Source organism: Agromyces sp. ISL-38 (genome assembly GCF_018613935.1).
Lineage (GTDB): Bacteria > Actinomycetota > Actinomycetes > Actinomycetales > Microbacteriaceae > Agromyces.
The window spans coordinates 507,316-529,009 of the sequence record NZ_JAGGPF010000009.1 but is presented as its reverse complement, the minus strand read 5'-3'; the positions used below and the strand labels follow the sequence as shown (position 1 = coordinate 529,009).

At 68.3% G+C, this 21,694-nt stretch carries 17 protein-coding genes; 16 read left to right on the top strand and 1 reads right to left on the bottom strand.

What is annotated here, in order from left to right; genetic code table 11:
- Positions 1-58 precede the first annotated feature (58 nt).
- The 16 genes from J7E25_RS09990 to J7E25_RS09915 all read left to right on the top strand — a co-directional run bounded on the left by J7E25_RS09990 (position 59) and on the right by J7E25_RS09915 (position 20,400).
- Positions 59-889: an aldo/keto reductase gene (locus J7E25_RS09990; RefSeq protein WP_214869964.1), complete on the top strand. Its 831-nt coding sequence runs from the start codon at positions 59-61 to the stop codon at positions 887-889.
- A gap of 67 nt (positions 890-956) precedes the next feature.
- Positions 957-2,423, top strand: a complete 1,467-nt coding sequence (locus tag J7E25_RS09985; RefSeq protein ID WP_214869963.1) for an MFS transporter — start codon at positions 957-959, stop codon at positions 2,421-2,423.
- 109 nt (positions 2,424-2,532) lie between these two features.
- Positions 2,533-3,552 (top strand): LacI family DNA-binding transcriptional regulator, encoded by a 1,020-nt coding sequence (locus J7E25_RS09980; RefSeq protein ID WP_214869962.1) that lies wholly within the window; start codon positions 2,533-2,535, stop codon positions 3,550-3,552.
- A gap of 240 nt (positions 3,553-3,792) precedes the next feature.
- Positions 3,793-4,554 carry an L-ribulose-5-phosphate 4-epimerase gene (locus tag J7E25_RS09975; protein WP_214869961.1) on the top strand — a complete coding sequence of 254 codons (762 nt, stop codon included), beginning with the start codon at positions 3,793-3,795 and terminating at the stop codon, positions 4,552-4,554.
- 184 nt (positions 4,555-4,738) lie between these two features.
- On the top strand, positions 4,739-5,815 hold the full coding sequence (gene chvE / locus J7E25_RS09970; protein WP_251038978.1) for a multiple monosaccharide ABC transporter substrate-binding protein: 1,077 nt from the start codon (positions 4,739-4,741) through the stop codon (positions 5,813-5,815).
- A 139-nt stretch (positions 5,816-5,954) separates the two neighbouring features.
- The gene (gene mmsA / locus J7E25_RS09965; protein ID WP_214869959.1) at positions 5,955-7,484 is read left to right on the top strand and encodes a multiple monosaccharide ABC transporter ATP-binding protein; all 1,530 of its coding nucleotides are present in this window, start codon (positions 5,955-5,957) and stop codon (positions 7,482-7,484) included.
- A gap of 32 nt (positions 7,485-7,516) precedes the next feature.
- Entirely contained in the window at positions 7,517-8,761 is a 1,245-nt protein-coding gene (gene mmsB / locus J7E25_RS09960; protein ID WP_214870067.1) for a multiple monosaccharide ABC transporter permease, read from the top strand.
- Between the two features lie 200 nt (positions 8,762-8,961).
- Positions 8,962-9,717 (top strand): L-ribulose-5-phosphate 4-epimerase, encoded by a 756-nt coding sequence (locus J7E25_RS09955; RefSeq protein ID WP_214869958.1) that lies wholly within the window; start codon positions 8,962-8,964, stop codon positions 9,715-9,717.
- Positions 9,714-11,324: a xylulokinase gene (locus J7E25_RS09950; RefSeq protein ID WP_214869957.1), complete on the top strand. Its 1,611-nt coding sequence runs from the start codon at positions 9,714-9,716 to the stop codon at positions 11,322-11,324. The genes J7E25_RS09955 and J7E25_RS09950 overlap by 4 nt, the downstream gene beginning before the upstream one ends.
- A gap of 69 nt (positions 11,325-11,393) precedes the next feature.
- A complete protein-coding gene (araA, locus tag J7E25_RS09945; RefSeq protein ID WP_214869956.1) occupies positions 11,394-12,917 on the top strand; it encodes an L-arabinose isomerase in 1,524 nt (507 codons plus the stop codon).
- An 11-nt stretch (positions 12,918-12,928) separates the two neighbouring features.
- Positions 12,929-14,119, top strand: a complete 1,191-nt coding sequence (locus J7E25_RS09940; RefSeq protein WP_214869955.1) for a LacI family DNA-binding transcriptional regulator — start codon at positions 12,929-12,931, stop codon at positions 14,117-14,119.
- 274 nt (positions 14,120-14,393) lie between these two features.
- Positions 14,394-15,371 (top strand): ABC transporter substrate-binding protein, encoded by a 978-nt coding sequence (locus J7E25_RS09935; RefSeq protein WP_214869954.1) that lies wholly within the window; start codon positions 14,394-14,396, stop codon positions 15,369-15,371.
- 160 nt (positions 15,372-15,531) lie between these two features.
- Complete coding sequence (locus J7E25_RS09930; RefSeq protein ID WP_214870066.1) at positions 15,532-17,190, top strand: sugar ABC transporter ATP-binding protein; 1,659 nt, start codon at positions 15,532-15,534, stop codon at positions 17,188-17,190.
- Positions 17,187-18,233: an ABC transporter permease gene (locus J7E25_RS09925; RefSeq protein ID WP_214869953.1), complete on the top strand. Its 1,047-nt coding sequence runs from the start codon at positions 17,187-17,189 to the stop codon at positions 18,231-18,233. Before J7E25_RS09930 ends, J7E25_RS09925 begins: the two co-directional genes overlap by 4 nt.
- A gap of 92 nt (positions 18,234-18,325) precedes the next feature.
- Entirely contained in the window at positions 18,326-19,276 is a 951-nt protein-coding gene (yjfF, locus tag J7E25_RS09920) for a galactofuranose ABC transporter, permease protein YjfF (protein ID WP_251007072.1), read from the top strand.
- An 83-nt stretch (positions 19,277-19,359) separates the two neighbouring features.
- Positions 19,360-20,400, top strand: a complete 1,041-nt coding sequence (locus tag J7E25_RS09915) for a LacI family DNA-binding transcriptional regulator (RefSeq protein ID WP_214869952.1) — start codon at positions 19,360-19,362, stop codon at positions 20,398-20,400.
- A gap of 251 nt (positions 20,401-20,651) precedes the next feature.
- Here J7E25_RS09915 and J7E25_RS09910 read toward each other — a convergent pair whose 3' ends face one another.
- Positions 20,652-21,587, bottom strand: coding sequence for a CPBP family intramembrane glutamic endopeptidase (locus J7E25_RS09910; RefSeq protein ID WP_214869951.1), 936 nt, complete (start codon positions 21,585-21,587; stop codon positions 20,652-20,654).
- Positions 21,588-21,694 lie beyond the last annotated feature (107 nt).

Genomic DNA, 21,694 nt, shown 5'->3' with positions numbered 1-21,694 from the left:
GACCCGCCGCGCGCGGTGCCTGCTGGCATCAACAGCGCGGGTGGGTGAGGATGGAACAATGACTGCTCCCGCGTACTCCCTTCGCGACGGCAACTCGATTCCGGCCATCGGCCTCGGAACATTCGGGTTGAACGACCAGGCGGGCATCGACGCGATCACGGCGGGCATCAGCGCCGGCTACCGGCTCATCGACACGGCCTACAACTACGGCAACGAGGAAGAGGTGGGCGAGGCGATCCGTCGCTCGGGCGTCGACCGCAGCGACCTCGTGATCACGACGAAGCTCCCCGGCCGCCATCACGGGTTCGACGAGACGCTCGCGAGCTTCGAGCAGTCGCGCTCCCGCCTCGACCTCGACTGGGTCGACCTCTACCTCATCCACTGGCCGCTTCCGCGCGTCGACAAGTACCTCGAGAGCTGGCGGGCGATGATCTCCCTGCGCGAAAAGGGGCTCGTGCGTTCGATCGGCGTCTCGAACTTCACGCCGGCGATGCTCACGAGACTCATCGATGAGACCGGCGTCACACCGGTCGTGAACCAGGTGGAGCTGCACCCCTACCTGCCGCAGGCTGAGCTTCGCGCGTTCCACGACGAGCATGAGATCCGCACCGAGAGCTGGACCCCGCTCGCGAAGGGCCGCGACCTGTTCGCGGAGCCTATCGTCGCCGAGATCGCGGCCCAGCACCACGTCTCGCCGGCCCAAGCGGTGCTGCGCTGGCACCTCGAGCTCGAGACCGTGCCGATTCCGAAGTCGGCTGATTCCGCGCGCCAGCGTGAGAACTTCGACGTGTTCGGGTTCGAGCTCACGAACGACGAGGTCGAGGCGATCTCGTCGCTCGCCCGCGGCCGGCTCTGGGGCGCCGATCCCGACACGCATGAGGAGTTCTGAGCTTGTGCTCACACCATTCGACCTCGAGCACGGTTGAGGTTCTCGCCTCGATCGAGTGAGTGAACCGATGACGGAACCGAACCCGCGCACGGCTGAGCTCCGCGTCAACGACGACGCGGAGCCGCTCGGTTCCGCCACCGCGACAGACCCGTCGACACGCCCGTCGACACGCCCCGCCGGGCATGGCAGCGGGCCGCTCTCCCTGCCCTACCGGTGGCTGTCGATCGGCATGTTCTCGCTCATCTTCCTCGCCGCGTTCGAGGCGATGGCGGTCACCACCGTGATGCCCCTCGTCGCCCGTGACCTCGACGGCATGGAGTTCTTCGCCCTCGCGTTCGCCGTGCCGCTCGCGGCCGGCATCATCGGCATGGTGCTCGCCGGCAACTGGACCGACCGGTCGGGGCCGTTGCCGTCGCTCGTCGTCTCGGCGCTGCTCTTCGTGGTCGGCCTGCTGATCGCGGGCACGGCGGCCGAGATGGGTGTGTTCATCGTCGGCCGGTTCGTGCACGGCTTGAGCGGCGCCGCCGTGATCGTGCCGCTCTACGTCATCGTCGCGCGGGTGTATCCCGAGGAACTTCGGGCACGGGTGTTCGCCGGGTTCGCGGCGGCCTGGGTCATCCCCTCGATCATCGGCCCGGCGCTCGCCGGCATCGTCGCCGAGACCGTGAGCTGGCATTGGGTGTTCCTCGGCGTGATCGGGCTCATGCTGCCCGCCGCCGCGATGATGCTGCCGCCGATCCTGCGCGTGCGCGACCAGGTGCAGGGCGATCCGACGGTGCGCTGGAGTCTCGGCCGGGTCGGCTGGTCGGCGCTCACCGCGGTCGCGGCCCTCGCGCTCTCACTCTCGAAGGAGTTCGCCGAGCCATGGCGCTGGAACATCGCGGTCATGGCGATCGGCCTCGTCGTGGTCGCGGCGCGCCCGCTCATGCCCGTGGGCACCCTGCGTGCCGTGCGGGGCATGCCCGCCACGGTGCTGCTGCGGCTCATCGTCGCGGGTGCGTTCTTCGGCTCCGAGATCTACCTCCCGTACCTCTTCATCGAGCGGTACGAGTTCTCGCCGAGCCTCGCGGGCGCGGTGCTCACCGGGGCGGGCGTCAGCTGGGCAGCCGCCTCATGGCTGCAGGGTCGCCTGGGCGACCGGGTGTCGAACACGCAAGCGGTGCAGATCGGAGCCGCGCTGCTCGCCGCATCGCTCGTCGTGGTGCTCCTCGTCGCCGCATTCATGCTCACGCCGGTCATCGCCTTCGCCGCGTGGACCCTTGCGGGTGGCGCGATGGGCTTCATGTATCCGCGCTTCTCGGTGGCCGTGCTGAGCCTCTCGCCCGTGTCGTCGCAGGGGTTCAACAGTGCGGCGCTCTCGATCGGCGAGTCGCTCGGGGCATCCGTCGCGCTCGCGATCACGGCACTCGCGGCGAGCGCCGTGGTGGGTGGTGCATTCACGGCGGAGTTCGCCGTCAGCGTCGCCATCGCGGTGGTGGCGGTCGTGCTCGCGCAGCGCGTGCGGCCGGGGGCCGGGGCATCCGCCGGCTCATAGCGGCGATGTGACGTCACATGTGTGACAGTCACATTCCGTTCGGAACTGTGCATAATGGTCACGCCGGCGTGTGTGACCGTGAACATGCCGAAATCCGAACGAGGTCGCCGTGACAGTGGAGCCGCAGCGGGGGCGTGCCCCGAGCATCCGCGATGTCGCGCGACTCGCGGGCGTCTCGCACCAGACGGTGTCGCGCGTGCTGAACCATCACCCGAGCATTCGGCCCGAGACGAAGCAGCGCGTGCTCGACGTCATCGCCGACATGCAATACAAGCCCAATCGCGCCGCCCGTGCGCTCGTCACGAGCCGCTCCCGAACGATCGGCATCCTCTCGGCGTCGAGCACGCAATACGGCCCGGCGTCGAGCATCGCGGCGATCGAGGAGGCGGCCCGGGCCTCGGGCTATTGGGTGAGCACCGCCAACATCGAGTCGTCGGATGCCCGCTCGATCGCCGACGGGCTCGCGCACCTCGCCGCCCAGGGCATCGAAGGACTCGTGGTCATCGCACCGCAGGTGCGGGTGTTCGACACCCTCGCTCAACTGTCGATCGACGTACCCTACGTGAGCCTGCAGTCGACCGGACGAGACCCCGACCACGCGCTGTCCGTCGACCAGATCGCGGGCGCCCGCACTGCCACCCGGCACCTGATCGAACAGGGCCACCGCAGCATCTACCACCTGGCCGGCCCGCAGGACTGGATCGAAGCCGAGGCGCGGATGCGCGGATTCCTCGAGGAGATGAGCGCCCAGGACGTGCCCACCACCGCGCCGATCCTCGGCGACTGGACGGCCGACTTCGGCTACCACGCCGGCCGTGAGCTGCTGACGGTGCGGGACTTCACCGCGATCTTCGCGTCCAACGACCAGATGGCGCTCGGACTCATGCACGCCATACGCGACGCCGGGCTGGAGATCCCGCGCGACATCTCGATCATCGGATTCGACGACATCCCCGAGGCGGCGCACTTCTGGCCGCCGCTCACGACCGTGCGGCAGGACTTCGCCGAGTTGGGCCGCCGCTGCGTGGCCTTGCTCCTCGGCGACCTCGACCCCGCAGCGCCCGATTACCGCGGCACGATCACGCCGGAACTCGTGGTGCGCGGCACCACCGGCGCACCGGCGTTCTGACGGCGACCTCGGTTGCCGAACGCTCGTCTCGGGCCGTCGTTACCGATCCGTGATGACTCGGAGTTGACAGAAGCTTCAATGATGTGGCTAACATGAGTGTCGCCATGTGAACGGTCACATTGACTGGCACATGGAACGCCCCAACCTGATCGACGAAGGAGTCTCCGTGCTGACAGCGCCCACCTCGCACGACCGCCGCTGCAGTTCCGGCCGGTCCAGCGCGAGCTGCGGAGCAGCGCGTTGAGCACGTTCGGGCCGCAGGTCGAGGTCGCCATCGCACGAGTGCGGGCGGAGGTGGCACGGCTGCACGGGGAGCTGACCCGGTATGGCCTGGTGGTGTGGACGGGCGGAAACGTCTCGGGCCGCGTGCCGGGTGCGGACCTGTTCGTGATCAAGCCCTCGGGCGTGTCGTACGACGAGCTCGCACCCGAGAACATGATCCTGTGCGACCTCGACGGGAACGTGGTGCCGGGCACGCCGGGCAGCGATCGGGCCCCCTCGTCGGACACCGCGGCGCACGCCTACGTGTACCGGCACATGCCGGAGATCGGCGGCGTCGTGCACACGCACTCCACGTATGCGACGGCGTGGGCGTCGCGGGGTGAGGAGATCCCGTGCGTGATCACGGCGATGGCGGATGAGTTCGGTGGACCGATCCCGGTCGGTCCGTTCGCGATCATCGGTGACGACTCGATCGGTCAGGGCATCGTCGCGACGCTCACGGGTCACCGGTCCCGCGCGGTGCTGATGCAGAACCACGGCCCGTTCACCATCGGCGCGAACGCGAAGGATGCGGTGAAGGCGGCGGTGATGGTCGAGGATGTCGCCCGCACGGTGCACCTGGCTCGAGACTCGGGCCCGTTGGTCCCGATCCCGCAGGACGCGATCGACCGGCTCTACGACCGCTACCAGAACGTGTACGGGCAGCAGGGCGATGCCCGCCTGACAACCGCAGACGGGCAGACGAACGACGCCCGCCGAAAGAAAGTCGACCGGCGATGAACGATCGCTCGGTCACATGGAGCTTGCGCACCCCAACCCCCGGGCGGGCGCGAGGGAGACGGCTGGCATGGACGCAGCCGCATCCGACTGTCACCAAGACAACGACGTCCAGACGGACACAGTGAAAGGAAACACCGTGAAGAACACGAAGAAGGTGCTTCTCGCGACGCTCGCAGCGGGCTCCATGCTCGCGCTCGCGGCGTGCGCAGGCGGCAGCGGCGGCGGCGACGCCGGCGAAGGCGACGGCGGCCTCATCGGCGTCGCGATGCCCACGAAGAGCTCGGAGCGCTGGATCCAGGACGGCAACGCCGTCAAGGAGCAGCTCGAGGACCAGGGCTTCAAGGTCGACCTCCAGTACGCAGAGGACGACATCCCCACCCAGGTCTCGCAGATCGAGAACATGATCACCAAGGGTGCAGAGGCCCTGATCATCGCGTCGATCGACGGCACGACGCTCTCGCAGGTGCTGCAGGATGCCGCTGACGCGGACATCCCCGTCATCGCCTACGACCGCCTCATCCGCGACTCGGAGAACGTCGACTACTACGCGTCGTTCGACAACTTCGTCGTCGGCCAGCAGCAGGCGTGGTCGGTGCTGAACGGCCTCGGCCTCACCGAGCTCGACGGCACCGCGATCGACGGCGCGCCGACCGGTCCGTTCAACATCGAGCTGTTCGCCGGTTCGCCCGACGACAACAACGCCACGTTCTTCTGGAACGGCGCGATGGACGTGCTCCAGCCGCTCATCGACGACGGCACGCTGGTCGTGAAGTCGGGCCAGACCGAGTTCGAGCAGGCGGCGACGCTCCGCTGGGACGGCGAGGTCGCGCAGAGCCGCATGGAGGACATCCTCACGGCGAACTACTCCGACGGCTCGAAGGTGAACGCGGTGCTCTCGCCGTACGACGGCCTGTCACGTGGCATCATCTCGGCGCTCACCGACGCCGGCTACACGGTCGGCGCTGAGTGGCCGGTCATCTCCGGCCAGGACGCCGAGCTCGACTCGGTCAAGGCGATCAACTCCGGCGAGCAGTACGCGACCATCTTCAAGGACACGCGCAACCTCGCGAAGGTCGCCGTCGACATGGCGTCCGCGATCCTGAAGGGCGACAAGCCCGAGGTGAACAACACCGAGGACTACGACAACGGCGTGAAGGTCGTGCCGTCGTACCTGCTCGAGTCGCAGATCGTGGTCAAGGACAACATCACCGAGGTCCTGGTCGACAGCGGCTACTGGACCGAAGAGGAAATCAAGGGCTAGTCACCACCGGCACACGTTGGTCGGATGACGGTCCACCCCTGCGTGTCGGGGCCTGAGCGGGAGTACTCTCGGCTCAGGTCCCGACCGCGGCGGCATCCGTCATCCGGCCGGCTCACCCGGCAACGAAGCAGGAGCAAGGATGACCACCAACATTCTCGAGATGCAGAGCATCACGAAGACCTTCCCCGGCGTGAAGGCTCTCTCCAACGTCACCCTCGGCGTCGCTCGCGGCGAAGTGCACGCGATCTGCGGTGAGAACGGCGCGGGCAAGTCGACCCTCATGAAGGTGCTCTCGGGTGTCTACCCGCACGGTACCTACGACGGCGACATCGTCTTCGAGAACGAGACGGTTGAGTTCAAGGACCTCACCGACAGCGAGGCCAAGGGCATCGTCATCATCCACCAGGAGCTCGCCCTGAGCCCCTACCTGTCGATCGCCGAGAACATCTTCCTCAACAACGAGCAGAAGGGCCGCGGCGGCCTCATCGACTGGAACAAGACGAACTTCGAGGCCTCGAAGCTCCTCGCCCGGGTCGGCCTCCGCGAGAACCCCACGACGAAGATCATGGACATCGGCGTCGGCAAGCAGCAGCTCGTCGAGATCGCGAAGGCGCTCTCGAAGCGCGTGAAGCTGCTCATTCTCGACGAGCCGACCGCGGCCCTCAACGACGAGGACTCCGATCACCTGCTGAACCTCATCCTGCACCTCAAGGAGCAGGGCATCACGTCGATCATCATCAGCCACAAGCTCAACGAGATCAAGAAGGTCGCCGATTCGGTGACGGTGATCCGCGACGGCAAGACGATTGAGACCATCGCGAAAGCGGATGTCACCGAAGACCGCATCATCAAGGACATGGTCGGCCGCGACCTCGAGCACCGCTACCCCGACCACACGCCGCACATCGGCGAAGAGCTGTTGCGCGTCGAGGACTGGACGGCGCATCACCCGCAGGACACTTCACGTGTCATGGTCGACAAGGTCAACCTCCACGTGCGCGCGGGCGAGATCGTCGGCATCGCAGGCCTCATGGGCGCCGGCCGCACCGAGTTCGCGATGAGCCTCTTCGGCCACTCCTACGGGTCGAAGATCTCGGGCAGCGTGTTCCTGCGCGGCAAGGAGATCAAGACGCGCTCGGTCGCCGAGGCGATCGACCACGGCATCGCGTATGCAACCGAAGACCGCAAGACGTACGGCCTCAACCTCATCGAGGACATCAAGCGCAACATCTCGATGGCGTCGCTGAAGAAGCTCGAGAAGTACGGCCTCGTGCACGACAACGAGGAGTACAAGGTCGCAAACGAGTACCGGCACTCGATGAACATCAAGGCGCCGAACGTGCTCGTGAAGACCGGCAAGCTCTCGGGCGGCAACCAGCAGAAGGTCGTGCTGTCGAAGTGGATCTACTCGGATCCCCAGGTGCTCATCCTCGATGAGCCCACCCGCGGCATCGACGTGGGCGCCAAGTACGAGATCTACTCGATCATCAACCGGCTCGCCGCCGAGGGGAAGGGCATCATCGTCATCTCCTCGGAGCTGCCCGAGCTGCTCGGCATCTGCGACCGGGTGTACGCCCTCTCCGAGGGACGCATCACGGGCGAACTGCCCGTCGCCGAGGCGACGCCCGAAGCCATGCTGAAGCTCATGACCATGGAAAAGCCCCGCTAACGCCGACGCGAGCGGAACACACAGGAGACATGATGTCGAATCCCAATCCCACTGAGACCACCGAGTCGCATGCCGTCGGCGGCACCATCAACCCCGTCGAGAACAGATTCACCGAGCGCCTCAGCCACATCCTCGCCGACCTCGGCAAGAACGGCATCTTCATCGCCCTGATCGCGGTGGTCGTGCTGTTCTCGTTCCTCACCGACGGCATCCTGCTGCGCCCGCAGAACATCTCGAACCTCGTGGTGCAGAACGGCTACATCCTCGTGCTCGCGATCGGCATGGTGATGGTCATCATCGCCGGCCACATCGACCTCTCGGTCGGATCGGTCGCGGCGTTCGTCGGCGCGTGTTCGGGCGTCTTCGCGGTGCACTGGGGCATGCCCTGGTGGATCGCCGTCATCCTCTCGCTCGCGATCGGTGCGGCCGTCGGCGTCTGGCAGGGCTTCTGGATCGCCTTCGTGGGCATTCCGGCGTTCATCGTGACACTCGCAGGAATGCTCATCTTCCGCGGTCTCGCGCTCGTCGTGCTCGGCAACGCGAACATCGGCTCGTTCCCCACCGAGTACCGAGGCCTCGGCAACGGCTTCCTCACCGACCTGCTCGGCGAGTTCGAGATCGATCCGCTCACGCTCGGCATCGGCGCCATCGCGATCATCGCCCTCGTCTTGCAGCAGGTGCGCACCCGTCTCGGTCGCCAGAAGTACGGCCAAGAGGTCGAGCCTCTCATCTGGTTCATCACGAAGCTCGTGCTGGTCGGCGCGGGAATCACCTTCTTCGTCTACTCGCTCGCGTCGTACAAGGGCATCCCGGTCACCCTCATCATCCTCGCCGTGCTCGTGCTCGTGTACGGCGTCGTGATGAACCGATCGGTGTTCGGCCGCCACATCTACGCGATCGGCGGCAACCGCCACGCGGCTGAGCTGTCGGGCATCAAGACGCGACGCGTCGACTTCTGGCTCTTCGTCAACATGGGTGTGCTCGCCGCGCTCGCGGGCCTCATCTTCACGGCGCGATTGAACCTCGCCGGCCCGAAGGCCGGTGACGGCTTCGAGCTCGAGGCGATCTCGGCGGCCTTCATCGGCGGCGCTGCGGTGCAGGGCGGCGTCGGCACGATCGGCGGCGCGATCATCGGTGGTCTCATCATCGGTGTGCTGAACAACGGCATGTCGATCATGGGCATCGGCATCGAGTGGCAGCAGGCCGTCAAGGGCCTCGTGCTGCTGCTCGCCGTGGCCTTCGACGTCTACAACAAGCGCCGCTCCGGCGGCCGCTAGGCAGATCGACCGAGGGGGCGGATGCAACGGCATCCGCCCTTTTCGTCGTGCTCTCGATCACTCGGGGTGGAGAGGCGAGCCCGGCTTGAAGCTTGGCTTCGTTAGCGCTAACATCTTGCTTCGTTAGCGCTAACGAAGCGCCATGACGAAGGAGTCCCCGTGCCGGACCAAGAGCAGAGCGTGAAGTGGGCGGTGTCGACATGAGCGGCACGGCCCCCGAGTTCGAACCCGAGATCGAGGCGGTGATCGCGCAGGTGCGCGACGACGTCGCGAACCTGCACGGCGAACTGACCCGCAACGGGCTTGTCGTCTGGACCGGCGGAAACGTGTCGGGCCGCGTGCCCGGCGCCGACCTGTTCGTGATCAAGCCCTCGGGCGTTTCGTACGACGAGCTCGCACCCGAGAACATGATCCTCTGCGACCTCGACGGCAACGTGATCCCGGGCACGCCCGGCTCCGACCGCAGCCCGTCGAGCGACACCGCAGCGCATGCCTACGTCTATCGGCACATGCCCGAGGTCGGGGGCGTCGTGCACACCCACTCGACCTTCGCGGTCGCCTGGGCCGCGCGCGGCGAGGAGATCCCGTGCGTCATCACCGCGATGGCCGACGAGTTCGGCGGACCGATCCCGATCGGCCCGTTCGCGATCATCGGCGACGACTCGATCGGCCGCGGCATCGTCGAGACCCTCACCGGCCACCGTTCTCGCGCCGTGCTCATGCAGAACCACGGGCCGTTCACGATCGGCAGGAACGCCAAGGACGCGGTCAAGGCCGCCGTCATGGTCGAGGACGTGGCCCGCAGCGTGCACTTCGCCCGCGAGGCCGGACCGCTCATCCCGATCCCGCAGCACGCGATCGACCGCCTCTACGACCGCTACCAGAACGTCTATGGGCAGACTGGGGATGCACATCGAGAAGGCGCAGCCGAACAGAGTGGAGATGCACGCCGATGACCGAGACCGCCAATACACCGGATGAAGCGCGGGCTGCGATCCTCGAGGGACGCACGTCGCTCGGCATCGAGTTCGGGTCGACCCGCATCAAGGCGTGCCTCGTCGGAGAGGACCCCACCGTCGTGCTCGCGGTCGGCAGCCACGAGTGGGAGAACCGATTCGTCGACCGCGTCTGGACCTACTCGCTGGAAGACGTCTGGTCGGGCCTCCAGGAGGCGTACGCCGAGCTCGTCGCCGACGTGCGACGCCGCTACGACGTGCAACCACAGACGTTCGGGGCGATCGGCGTGTCGGCGATGATGCACGGCTACCTCGCGTTCAACACGAACGACGAACTGCTCGTACCGTTCCGCACGTGGCGCAACACGTCGACGGGCGTGGCCGCCGCCGAGCTCAGCGAGCGGTTCGAGCTCAACATCCCGTTGCGCTGGTCGATCGCCCACCTGCACCAGGCGATCCTCGACGAGGAGGCGCACGTCCCCGACATCCGCTTCGTCACCACCCTCGCCGGATATGTGCACTGGCGGCTCACGGGCCGCAAGGTGATCGGTGTCGGAGACGCCTCGGGGATGTTCCCGATCGACTCCGCGACGAACGACTACGACTCGCCGCTGATCGGGGTGTACGACGGGCTCGTCGCCGACCGCGCGCCGGGCCTGAAGGTCGCCGAGCTGCTCCCCGAGGTGCTGGCGGCCGGGCGCGAAGCCGGTCGCCTGACCGCCGAGGGCGCCGCCCTCCTCGACCCGTCGGGCGCGCTGCAGCCCGGCGCGCCGCTGTGCCCGCCCGAAGGCGATGCCGGCACGGGCATGGTCGCGACCAACGCGGTCGCGCCCCGCACCGGCAACGTGAGCGCAGGCACGAGCATCTTCGCGATGGTCGTGCTGGAGCGGCCACTGTCGGAGCCGCATCACGAGCTCGACCTCGTCACGACGCCGGCGGGCGACCCCGTCGCGATGGTGCACTGCAACAACGGGGCGAGCGAGCTCGCCGCGTGGGTGGGCGTGTTCGGGCGGTTCGCGGAAGCGGCCGGCACCGACTTCGACAGCGATGCGGTCTTCGAGCTGCTCTTTCGGGAGGCCCTCGACGGCGAGGCGGACGCGGGCGGGCTGCTCGCGTACAACCACCTCGCCGGAGAACCCATCGCGGGGCTCGCCGAGGGCCGGCCCATGGTCGTCCGCACCCCCGACAGCCGGCTCACGCTCGCGAACCTCATGCGCGCGCAGCTCTACGGCGTGTTCGGCACGCTCGCGCTCGGCATGCGGGTGCTCGACCGTGAGGGCGTCGAGCTCGACCGGATGTTCGCGCACGGCGGCATCTTCCGCACCGCCGGCGTCGCCCAGCGGCTCCTCGCCGGCGCGCTCGACGCGCCGGTCGCGGTCGGCGAAACCGCGTCGGAGGGCGGCGCCTGGGGTATCGCGGTGCTCGCGTCCTACCTGTCCTCGGCCTCTGAGATCGACCTCGGCCGATACCTCGACGAGCGCGTCTTCGCGAATGCCGAGTTCGACACCGCGCAGCCCGTCCCCGAGGACGTGGCCGGGTTCTCGGCGTTCCTCGAGCGCTATCGGGCGGGCCTTGCCGCCGAGGCCGCCGCCGTCGAAGCGCTGTGACCGAGCGCACCTGATCCACCTCACATCGCACAGACCAGATATCGCAAGACCTCGCATTAGGAGACACACATGACCCGCACGCCCCTCCAGACGAGCCTCGACGGCTACGAGGTCTGGTTCCTCACCGGCAGCCAGCACCTCTACGGTCCCGAGACCCTGAAGCAGGTCGCCGACCAGTCGCGGCAGGTCGCCGAGACGCTCGACGCGGCATCCGACGTGCCGGTGAAGGTGGTGTGGAAGCCCGTGCTCACCGACTCCGACGCGATCCGCCGCACCGCCCTCGAGGCGAACGCGGCCGACAACGTCATCGGCCTCGTCGCGTGGATGCACACCTTCAGCCCCGCGAAGATGTGGATCGGCGGCCTCGACGCCCTGCAGAAGCCGCTCGCGCACCTGCACACGCAGGCGAATGTCGAGCTGCCCTGGGGCGAGATCGACTTCGACTTCATGAACCTCAACCAGGCCGCGCACGGCGACCGCGAGTTCGGGTACATCCAGACCCGGCTCGGCGTGCCCCGCAAGACGATCGTCGGCCACGCGAGCGACCCGCGCGTGCAGCAGGAGTTCGGCACGTGGCAGCGGGCCGCGGCGGGCCTCGCGGCATCGCGCAGCATGAAGCTCGCCCGGTTCGGCGACAACATGCGCTACGTCGCCGTGACCGAGGGCGACAAGACGGAGGCCGAGCTGCGGCTCGGCGTGCAGGTCAACACGTGGGGCGTCAACGAGCTCGCCGAGGCGGTGGCCGCGGCATCCGACGCCGATGTCGACGCGCTCGTCGCCGAGTACGAGGAGCTCTACGAGGTCGTGCCCGAGCTGCGGAACGGCGGCGAACGGCACCAGTCGCTGCGCGACGGTGCAGCGATCGAGCTCGGCCTGCGCTCATTCCTCGAGGAGGGCGGCTTCGGCGCGTTCACCACCTCGTTCGAAGACCTCGGTGCCCTGAAGCAGCTGCCGGGCCTCGCGGTGCAGCGGCTCATGGCCGAGGGCTACGGCTTCGGCGCAGAGGGCGACTGGAAGACCGCCGTGCTCGTGCGCATCGCGAACGTCATGGGCTCGGGGCTCCCCGGCGGGGCGTCGCTCATGGAGGACTACACGTACGACCTCACGCCCGGCGACGAGCTCATCCTCGGCGCGCACATGCTCGAGGTCTCGCCGTCGCTCACGACAGCGAAGCCGTCGCTCGAGATCCACCCGCTCGGCATCGGCGGCAAGGACGACCCCGTGCGCCTCGTGTTCACGGCCGATCCGGGCCCCGCCGTCGTCGTTGCGATGAGCGACATGCGCGACCGGTTCCGCCTCACGGCGAACGTCGTCGAGAACGTCGAGCTGCGGCATCCGCTGCCGAAGCTCCCCGTGGGGCGCGCCGTCTGGAAGCCCGCCCCCGACTTCGCGACGAGTGCCGCCGCCTGGCTCACCGCCGGCGCGGCGCACCACACGGTCATGTCGACCGCCGTGGGCGTCGAGGTGTTCCGCGACTTCGCCGACATGGCGAAGCTCGAGCTGCTCGTCATCGATGAAGACACGACGACCCGCGACTTCCAGCGCGAGGTGCGCTGGAACCAGGCCTACTACCGACTCGCGCAGGGTCTCTGATCGGAGCACGCGTGGGCGCGACGGATGCCTCGGGTCGGCCGGATGCGGCCGAGCCCGGGCACGAGTCGCCCGAGCCCGCCCCGCCGGAGCCGGCACCCGAGCCGGCGCCCGCTTCAGCCCGACCGGAGCCCGCCGGCGTGCCGACGATGTTCGACGTCGCGCGTCGGGCGGGCGTGTCGCACCAGACGGTCTCCCGCGTGCTCAACGACCTCACCGGCGTGGCCGCCTCGACGAAGCTTCGGGTCGAGCAGGCGATCGCCGAGCTGAACTACACGCCGTCGCCCGCGGCGCGTGCCATGGCCAAGCGCCGGTCGGGATCGATCGGGCTCATCCAGGCCGGGCGACCCGACTACGGACCGTCGAGCGCTGCGCTCGGCTTCAACGAGGCGGCCCGCGCCGCTGGGTTCACCGTGAGCCAGACGAGCATGCGCACCCTCGACGCCGACACGCTCACCCAGGCGGTGCATCGGCTCGCGCTCCAGCGCGTTGAGGCGATCGTGCTCATCACGGGGGAGCGCGAGGGCGTCGAGGTGCTGCACGGCATCGATGCCGGCGTGCCGCTCATCGCCGTGGCATCCGAGAACGAACCCGGCATGCATCGGGTCGCGCTCGACCAGTACACCGGCGCGCGACTCGCGACGCAGCACCTCATCGATCTCGGCCACCGCGAGATCCGCCAGGTCGCGGGCCCCTCGGACTCGATGGATGCCGCTGAGCGGCGCCGCGGGTTCGCCGATACGATCCGCGAGCACGGCCTCGTGCTGCACGACCCGATCGTGGGGGACTGGATGCCGCCGTCGGGGCATGCGGCGGGCGAGCTCCTGCGATCCGACCCGGAAATGACCGCCGTGTTCGTGGCGAACGACCACATGTCGCTCGGCCTGCTGGCGGCGTTCCGCGGCGCCGGCCTCCGGGTGCCCGAAGACGTCAGCGTCATCGGGTTCGACGACATCCCCGAGGCGGCATACTTCGCGCCGCCGCTCACGACCGTGCGGCAGGACTTCGACGGTCTCGGCCGCGACATCATGGCGACCGTGCTCGACGTGCTCCGCGACGAGCCGACTGCACCCGATCGCACGGCACGCGTGCCCGAGCTCGTCGTGCGCGAGAGCACGGCGCCTCCGCGCGGTGCTGTTCCTGGAATCGGGCCGAGCTCGGGGCTCGGCGCGACTCGCGCACGCCGCACGCGAACCTCGATTTGAGCGCTCACATTCGCGCACGCCCGTGCACGCACACGTCGTGGCCGTACAGCCCGAACCCCGAGTTTCCCAGCTCCGAGGCGCCGATCGGCGCCGATCGGCGCGGCGGCGGGCGTGCCATTCGTCCGTGATGCATTCGTTACCGAACTCGGACTTGTGAGCGCTAACAAGTGAGCGCTAACATCCTGAATGCGGCCAGGATGACTTGGCCGCCCGGCGCACCAGGAACCCAGCAACGCAGACCCCGCCGGCCCATTGAACAAGGAGGTTCATCCAGATGAAGAAACTCATCGGAATCGCAGCGGCCGGCGCAATGCTCGTCGCACTCGCAGGTTGCGCCAACGGCGCCGGCGAGGCATCCGGTCCCAAGCCCCTCGACGAACTCGTCGTCGGCTTCTCGCAGGTCGGCTCCGAGAGCGGATGGCGCACCGCGAACACGAAGGACATCCAGGCCGCGTTCGAAGACGCCGGCATCGAGCTCAAGTTCTCCGACGCGCAGCAGAAGCAGGAGAACCAGATCAAGGCGATCCGCTCCTACATCCAGCAGCAGGTCGACGTGATCGCCTTCTCGCCGGTCGTCGAGACCGGCTGGGACGCCGTGCTCAACGAGGCGAAGGCCGCCGGCATCCCTGTCGTGCTCACCGACCGCGCGGTCGACTCGAAGGATGACTCGCTCTACGAGTCGTTCCTCGGCTCCGACTTCGTCGTCGAGGGCGAGAAGGCCGGCGCGTGGGCGGTCGCAGAGTTCGCCGACGCGACCGAGCCGGTCGAGATCATCCAGCTCGAGGGCACGACGGGCGCCGCTCCGGCGATCGACCGCGCCGAGGGCTTCGCCGAGGCCATCGCCGAGAACCCCAACCTCCAGGTCGTTGCCAGCCAGACGGGTGACTTCACCCGCGCCGGCGGCAAGCAGGTCACCGAGGCGCTCCTGAAGTCCAACCCGGGCGTCGACCTCATCTTCGCGCACAACGACGACATGGGTCTCGGCGCGATCGAGGCCATCGAGGCGGCCGGGCTCGTTCCGGGCGTCGACGTCAAGATCCTCACGATCGACGCGGTGAAGGACGGCATGCAGGCCCTCGCCGACGGCAAGATCAACTACATCGTCGAGTGCTCGCCCCTGCTCGGCAAGCAGCTCGTCGACATCGTGAAGCAGATCAACGACGGTGAGACCCCCGAGAAGCGCATCATCACCGAAGAAGGCGAATTCAACCAGGAGCAGGCCATCGAGGCCCTGCCCGACCGGCAGTACTGATTCCGAGCCGGCGGATGCCTCGGGGCATCCGCCGGCCGGATCGTCGGGCGGGTGCGCGGGGTCCATGCCGCGCACCCGCACCCCGTATTCTCAGAACCGTGTCGGCCCCGGCGGCCGCATCCGACGCCGGATGCCCCGTGACCGGCCCGCCGACGACTCGATGGAGAGCACCGTGACCAACCACACCGACCCGCCCACGGCGGTCGTCGAGATGCGTGGCATCTCGATCACCTTCCCGGGCGTCAAGGCACTCGACGACGTCGACTTCCGGATGTTCCCCGGCGAGGTGCACTCGCTCATGGGTGAGAACGGCGCAGGCAAGTCCACGCTCATCAAGGCGCTCACCGGTGTGTACGGCATCGACGCGGGCACCATCACGCTCGCCGGCGACCAGGTGTCGTTCAGCGGCCCGGCGCAAGCACAGGCCGCGGGCATCTCGACGGTGTACCAAGAGGTGCACCTGCTGCCGAACCTGTCGGTCGCCGAGAACATCATGCTCGGCCGGGAGCCGCGCCGGTTCGGCTCGATCGACTGGCGGGCGATGCGCCGCCGCTCGGCGCAGCTGCTCGCGGGGCTCAACCTCGACATCGACCCGGGCTCGCTGCTCGGCGACCACTCGCTCGCAGTGCAGCAGCTCATCGCGATCGCCCGCGCGATCGACGTGCAGGCCAAGGTGCTCATCCTCGACGAGCCCACCTCGAGCCTCGACACCGACGAGGTGGCCGAGCTCTTCCGCGTCATCCGCTCGCTCAAGGAGCAGGGCGTCGCGATCCTCTTCGTCTCGCACTTCCTCGACCAGGTCTACGAGATCTGCGACCGCCTCACGGTGCTGCGCAACGGCAAGCTCGTGGGGGAGTACCTCACCGAAGAGCTGCTGCGCATCGACCTCGTGCAGAAGATGATCGGCAAAGAGCTCACGACGCTCGACGACCTCGAGCAGCGCGCTCGATCGGTCGTCGTCGACGAGTCGGATGCCTCGAACTTCGTGAACGCCGCACGGCTCGGCCGCCGCGGCGCGATCAACCCGGCCGACCTGCCGATCGCCGTGGGCGAGGTCGTCGGTCTTGCCGGCCTCCTCGGCTCGGGTCGCACCGAGCTCGCGCGCCTGCTCGGCGGCATCGACCGTGCCGACTCCGGCGAGCTCACGATCCGCGGCAAGGCCACCAAGCTGCGCACCCCGCGCCAGGCGATCTCGAACCGCATCGCGTTCTCGTCCGAGAATCGCCGCGACGAGGGCATCGTCGGCGACCTCACGGTGCGCGACAACATCGTGCTCGCCCTGCAGGCCGACCGCGGGTGGTTCCGTCCGATCCCCAAGAAGCGTCAAGACGAGCTCACGCAGAGCTACATCCAGGCCCTCCACATCCGCCCGGGCAACCCCGACGCGCTCGTGCGCAACCTCTCGGGCGGCAACCAGCAGAAGGTGCTGCTCGCGCGCTGGCTCGCCATCGCGCCCGGGCTGCTGATCCTCGACGAGCCCACGCGCGGCATCGACATCGGCGCGAAGGCCGAGATCCAGAAGCTCGTCTTCAACCTCGCCGAGAACGGCATGAGCGTGCTCTTCATCTCGGCCGAGCTCGAAGAGGTGCTGCGCCTCAGCCACCGCGTGGTGGTGCTGCGCGACCGTCACGTCGTCGCCGACCTCGAGAACGACGGACTCACCGTCGACGCGTTGCTCGCCCTCATCGCCGACGGTTCCGTCGAAGCCGATGACGCGGATGCCGCGAGCGGCACGAGCGGCGCACGCGACGCGGTGCTCGGGGCATCCGAGACATCCGACCCCCTTACCATCGACAATGTTCCAGGAGGCCGCCGATGAGCGCCCTGTTCGCTCGGGTCGTCGCGCACCGGCTGTTCTGGCCCGTCGTGATGCTCCTCGTGCTCTTCTTGATCAACCTGATCGCCTTCCCCGGGTTCTTCACCGTGACCATTCGCGACGGACACCTGTTCGGGAGCCTCATCGACATCCTGCGCAACGGCGCGCCGACGCTCATCATCGCGATCGGCATGACGCTCGTGATCGCCACCCGCGGCATCGACCTCTCGGTCGGCGCGGTGTGCGCGATCTCGGGGGCGGTGGCGTGCTCGATCATCCTCGGCTCGTCGGAGCCCGGGAGCCTCTCGACCGTGGCCGTCGCGGTGGCGGTGGCGCTGCTCATCGCGCTCGTGCTCGGCGTCTGGAACGGCTTCCTCGTGGCCGTGGTCGGCGTGCAGCCGATCATCGCGACCCTCATCCTCATGACGGCCGGCCGCGGCATCGCGATGCTCATCACCGAGGGGCAGATCCTCACGGTGAACAGCCCGCCGTTCAAGTTCCTCGGGTCGGGTTTCTGGCTCGGTGTCCCGATCGCGGTGCTCATCGCCGCGGTGGTCTTCGCGGTCGCCGCGCTCGTCACCCGTCGCACAGCGCTCGGCATGTTCATCGAGTCGGTCGGCATCAACCCCGAGGCGAGCCGCCAGGCCGGCGTTCGGGCGCGCGGGCTCCTCGTCGTCGTCTACACGTTCAGCGCGTTCTGCGCCGCGATCGCCGGACTCATCCTCACCGCGAACACCGCCGCGGCCGACGCGAACAACACCGGGCTGTTCATCGAGCTCGACGCGATCCTCGCGGTCGTCATCGGCGGCACGTCGCTCGCCGGCGGCCGGTACTCGCTCGTCGGCACCCTCGTCGGGGCGCTCGTGATCCAGACGCTCGTCACCACGGTCTACACCGTCGGCATCCCGCCGATTGCGACCATGGTCTTCAAGGCTGCGGTCGTCACCGCGGTGTGCCTGCTGCAATCGCCCACGACGGCCGAGGCGTTGCGCGGGTTCCGAGAACGGCTCGCCGTTCGAGCCGGAAAGGGCATCGCTGCATCATGACGAAGCTCCTCGACGCCCCACAGCAACCGAAGCTCCCCGTTCGCCCGAGCATGCCGCCAGCGCGACGGCTGGGGGCCACGATCCGAAACCTCATGACGAGCCCGAAGTACGGGCCGGTCATCGTCACCGCCGTGCTGTTCATCGCCGTGTTCGTCATCGGCGGCGTGCGCTACCGCGGGTTCTTCTCGGGTCAGGTGTTCCTCAACCTCCTCGTCGACAACTCGTACCTCATCGTGCTCGCCGTGGGAATGACGTTCGTGATCCTCACGGGCGGCATCGACCTGTCGGTCGGGGCAGTGGTGGCATTGAGCGGCATGATCGCCGCGAGCCTGCTGCAGACGGGCTGGTCGCCCTCCGTCGTGATCCCGCTGCTGCTCGTGCTCACGAGCGTGCTCGGCCTGCTCGTCGGCCTCATGATCCACGTCTTCAAGGTGCAACCGTTCATCGCCACATTGGCGGCGATGTTCCTCGCACGCGGGCTCTGCTACATGGTGAGCCAGAGCTCGATCTCGATCACCGACCCGGTGTTCGTGTCGCTCGCGCAGACCCGCATCCCGCTCGGCGGCAACCTCTCGATCACGCCGAGCGTGATCATCGCCCTGATCGTCGTCGCGATCGCGGTGTGGGTGCTGCACTCGACCCGGTTCGGCCGCACCGTGTACGCGATCGGCGCCGGCGAGCAGAGCGGCCTGCTCATGGGCCTGCCCGTGGCGCGCACGAAGGTGCTCGTCTACGTGATCTCGGGCTTCTGCTCGGGCCTGGCCGGCGTGCTGTTCACCTTCTACACGCTCTCGGGGTATCCGCTCACCGCGATCGGCACCGAACTCGACGCGATCGCCGCGGTCGTGATCGGCGGCACCCTGCTCACGGGCGGCTACGGCTTCGTGCTGGGGTCGGTGCTCGGCGTGCTCGTGCTCGGTGTGATCCAGACCATCATCACCTTCGAGGGCACCCTCTCGTCGTGGTGGACGAGGATCTTCATCGGGGCCCTGCTGCTCGTGTTCATCATCTTGCAGAAGGTGCTTACCGCCCGAAGGCGCTGAGCCTCCCGGGCCGGGGGAACCGTGGGCAGCATAATCGACGGTAGTGAACGCGCCGGGGGCGCGAGGCAGGAGCGCAGCAGCGAGTGAGCGACCGGGACGACAAGGGGCGCGTCGCGACGATCTTCGACGTCGCGCGACTCGCAGGTGTGTCGCATCAGACCGTGTCGCGTGTGCTCAACGACCTGCCGAACGTGCGCCCCGCGACGCGCGCGCGAGTCGAACAGGCGATCAAGCAGCTGCGCTACGTGCCCTCGCCGGCCGCCCGTGCGCTCGTCACGCGCCGCACCCGCACCCTCGGGCTGATCGTCACCGGCGCGCCCGACTACGGTCCGTCGAGTACCGCGCTGCACTTCAACGAGGCCGCGCGCGACGCCCGGTACTCGGTGATCACGGCGAGCATGCTCGAGACGGATGCCGCGGTCATGCGCTCCGCGGCCGAGCTGCTCGTGCGGCAGAACGTCGAGGCGATCGTGCTCATCGCGGCGCAGCGGGCAGCGCTCGACGCGCTCGACGGCATCGAGCTCGGCGTGCCGGTCATCGCGGTCGCCTCCGAGGATCGCGGCGGCATGCACCGGGTCTGGCTCGACCAGTACGCGGGCGCGCGCCTCGCCGTCGACCACCTTGTGAGCCTCGGCCACCGGGAGATCCGGCATCTCGGCGGACCGCCCAACGCGATGGACGCCGCCGAGCGGGTGCGCGGCTGGTCGGCCGCCCTCGCCGAGCACGGCCTGCCCGCCCGTGAGCCGTTGCTCGGCGACTGGACGCCCGGCAGCGGCTACGTGCACGGCCGCGTGCTGGCGCGCGACACCGAGATGACCGCGGTGTTCGTGTCGAACGACCAGATGGCGATCGGCGTGATGCACGCGCTCGCCGAGGCGGGCCTCTCCGTGCCCGATGACGTGAGCATCGTCGGCTTCGACGACATCCCCGAGGCGGCATACGTCGCCCCGCCCCTCACGACCGTGCGCCAGGACTTCGACGCGCTCGGTCGTGCCGCGATGGCCGGGGTGCTCGGCGTGCTCGGCGACGACGAGCGGCTCGTTCCCGAGCCGAGCGTGCCCGAGCTCGTGGTGCGGGCGAGCACGGCCGCCCCGAGCCGGGATCGCGTCGCGCTCACCCCCTGAGGCGGGCCGCTCGGCGCCGTCCGGCGCCGCCCGGCGCCGCGAGCGCGTCAATTCGCGACATCCGGAGCCCGATCTGGGCCGCCGTTGTCGCGAATTGACGCGCTCGTCTCCGGAGAGAAGGTCCCCAGGGCGTCGGCTGAACCCGGTGGTTGAGTAGCGCCCGGCGGAGCCGGCCGCGTATCGAAACCACTCGCGTGCTGCAAGGTCGAGACGAGCGGTGCCGCGCCGGTGGCGCGCCGACATCCGCTCGGCTACGCGCTCTTCTGCACCTCGCGCCGGGAGCCCGCCTCAGCGACCTCTTCCGGGTGGTAGTGCTCGTACCCGAGCCGGCCCCGCGTCACTACGATCAGCACCAACGCCGTGACGGTGAAGCCGATCAGCACCGGCAGGAGTCCGAACTCGTTCAGGATCGGAGCGGGGAAGAGTGGCGCCTCCACCTTGTTGGCGAAGGTGTTGAAGGACGCGTGCATCAGCATGGTGATGAGGAGGCTGCCGTTCGCGTGGTTGAAGACCCACGTCATCATGATCGTGAGGGCGGTGATCATCACGATGAACATGAGGATGTTCGGAATCGTGGGCGGCGTCCACACGCCGCTCCAGAACAGTGGGAGGTGCCAGAGCGCCCACAAGACCCCCAGGATGATGCTTCCGACCAATGGGCCGTTCCGCCGCTGCAACCGGGGCAGGGCGAATCCGCGCCAGCCGGGCTCTTCGCCCAGCGGACCTCCGAGGAGGAAGGTCGTCGCGAACGCCAGGGGATAGGCGAGGATCAACGAGAGCGTCAGCGGCTGGAACGAACCCAGGACCCCAGGCACCACGATCGCGCCCAAGAGGATGATGACTGGGATGCCCAGGAGCACGAACAGGTACCACTGAACCCCCACGCGCCACTGCACGTACCGACGCAACAAGCGTCGAACGCCCGCGCGCCCTTGGGTCACGCCCGTCATGATGAACGCGGACACGGTGGGGCCCAGGTAAGTCGCGCCGGCGATCGAGAGTGCGATGACGGGTTTCGGAAGCGTATAGGGCAAGAGGCCGGTGCCCGTCTCGGAGAGCACGACCGGCAACTCCACGAGCCACGAGAAGGCGTAGGCCATGACGAAGAACGACGTCAGCGGATGCCGGGCGAGCACGCCGTGCGGAGCAGCGCGCATTGGCTGGTCGGCGTTGTCGACGGATGTCATGACGATGCCTTCCTCTGCGATGAAGAGCGGCCTCAATCTTCGGCACCGATGTGGCGCGCGATGAGCAGAGTTTCCCATGCGCCACGCTGCGTGCGCTGGCCCCAATT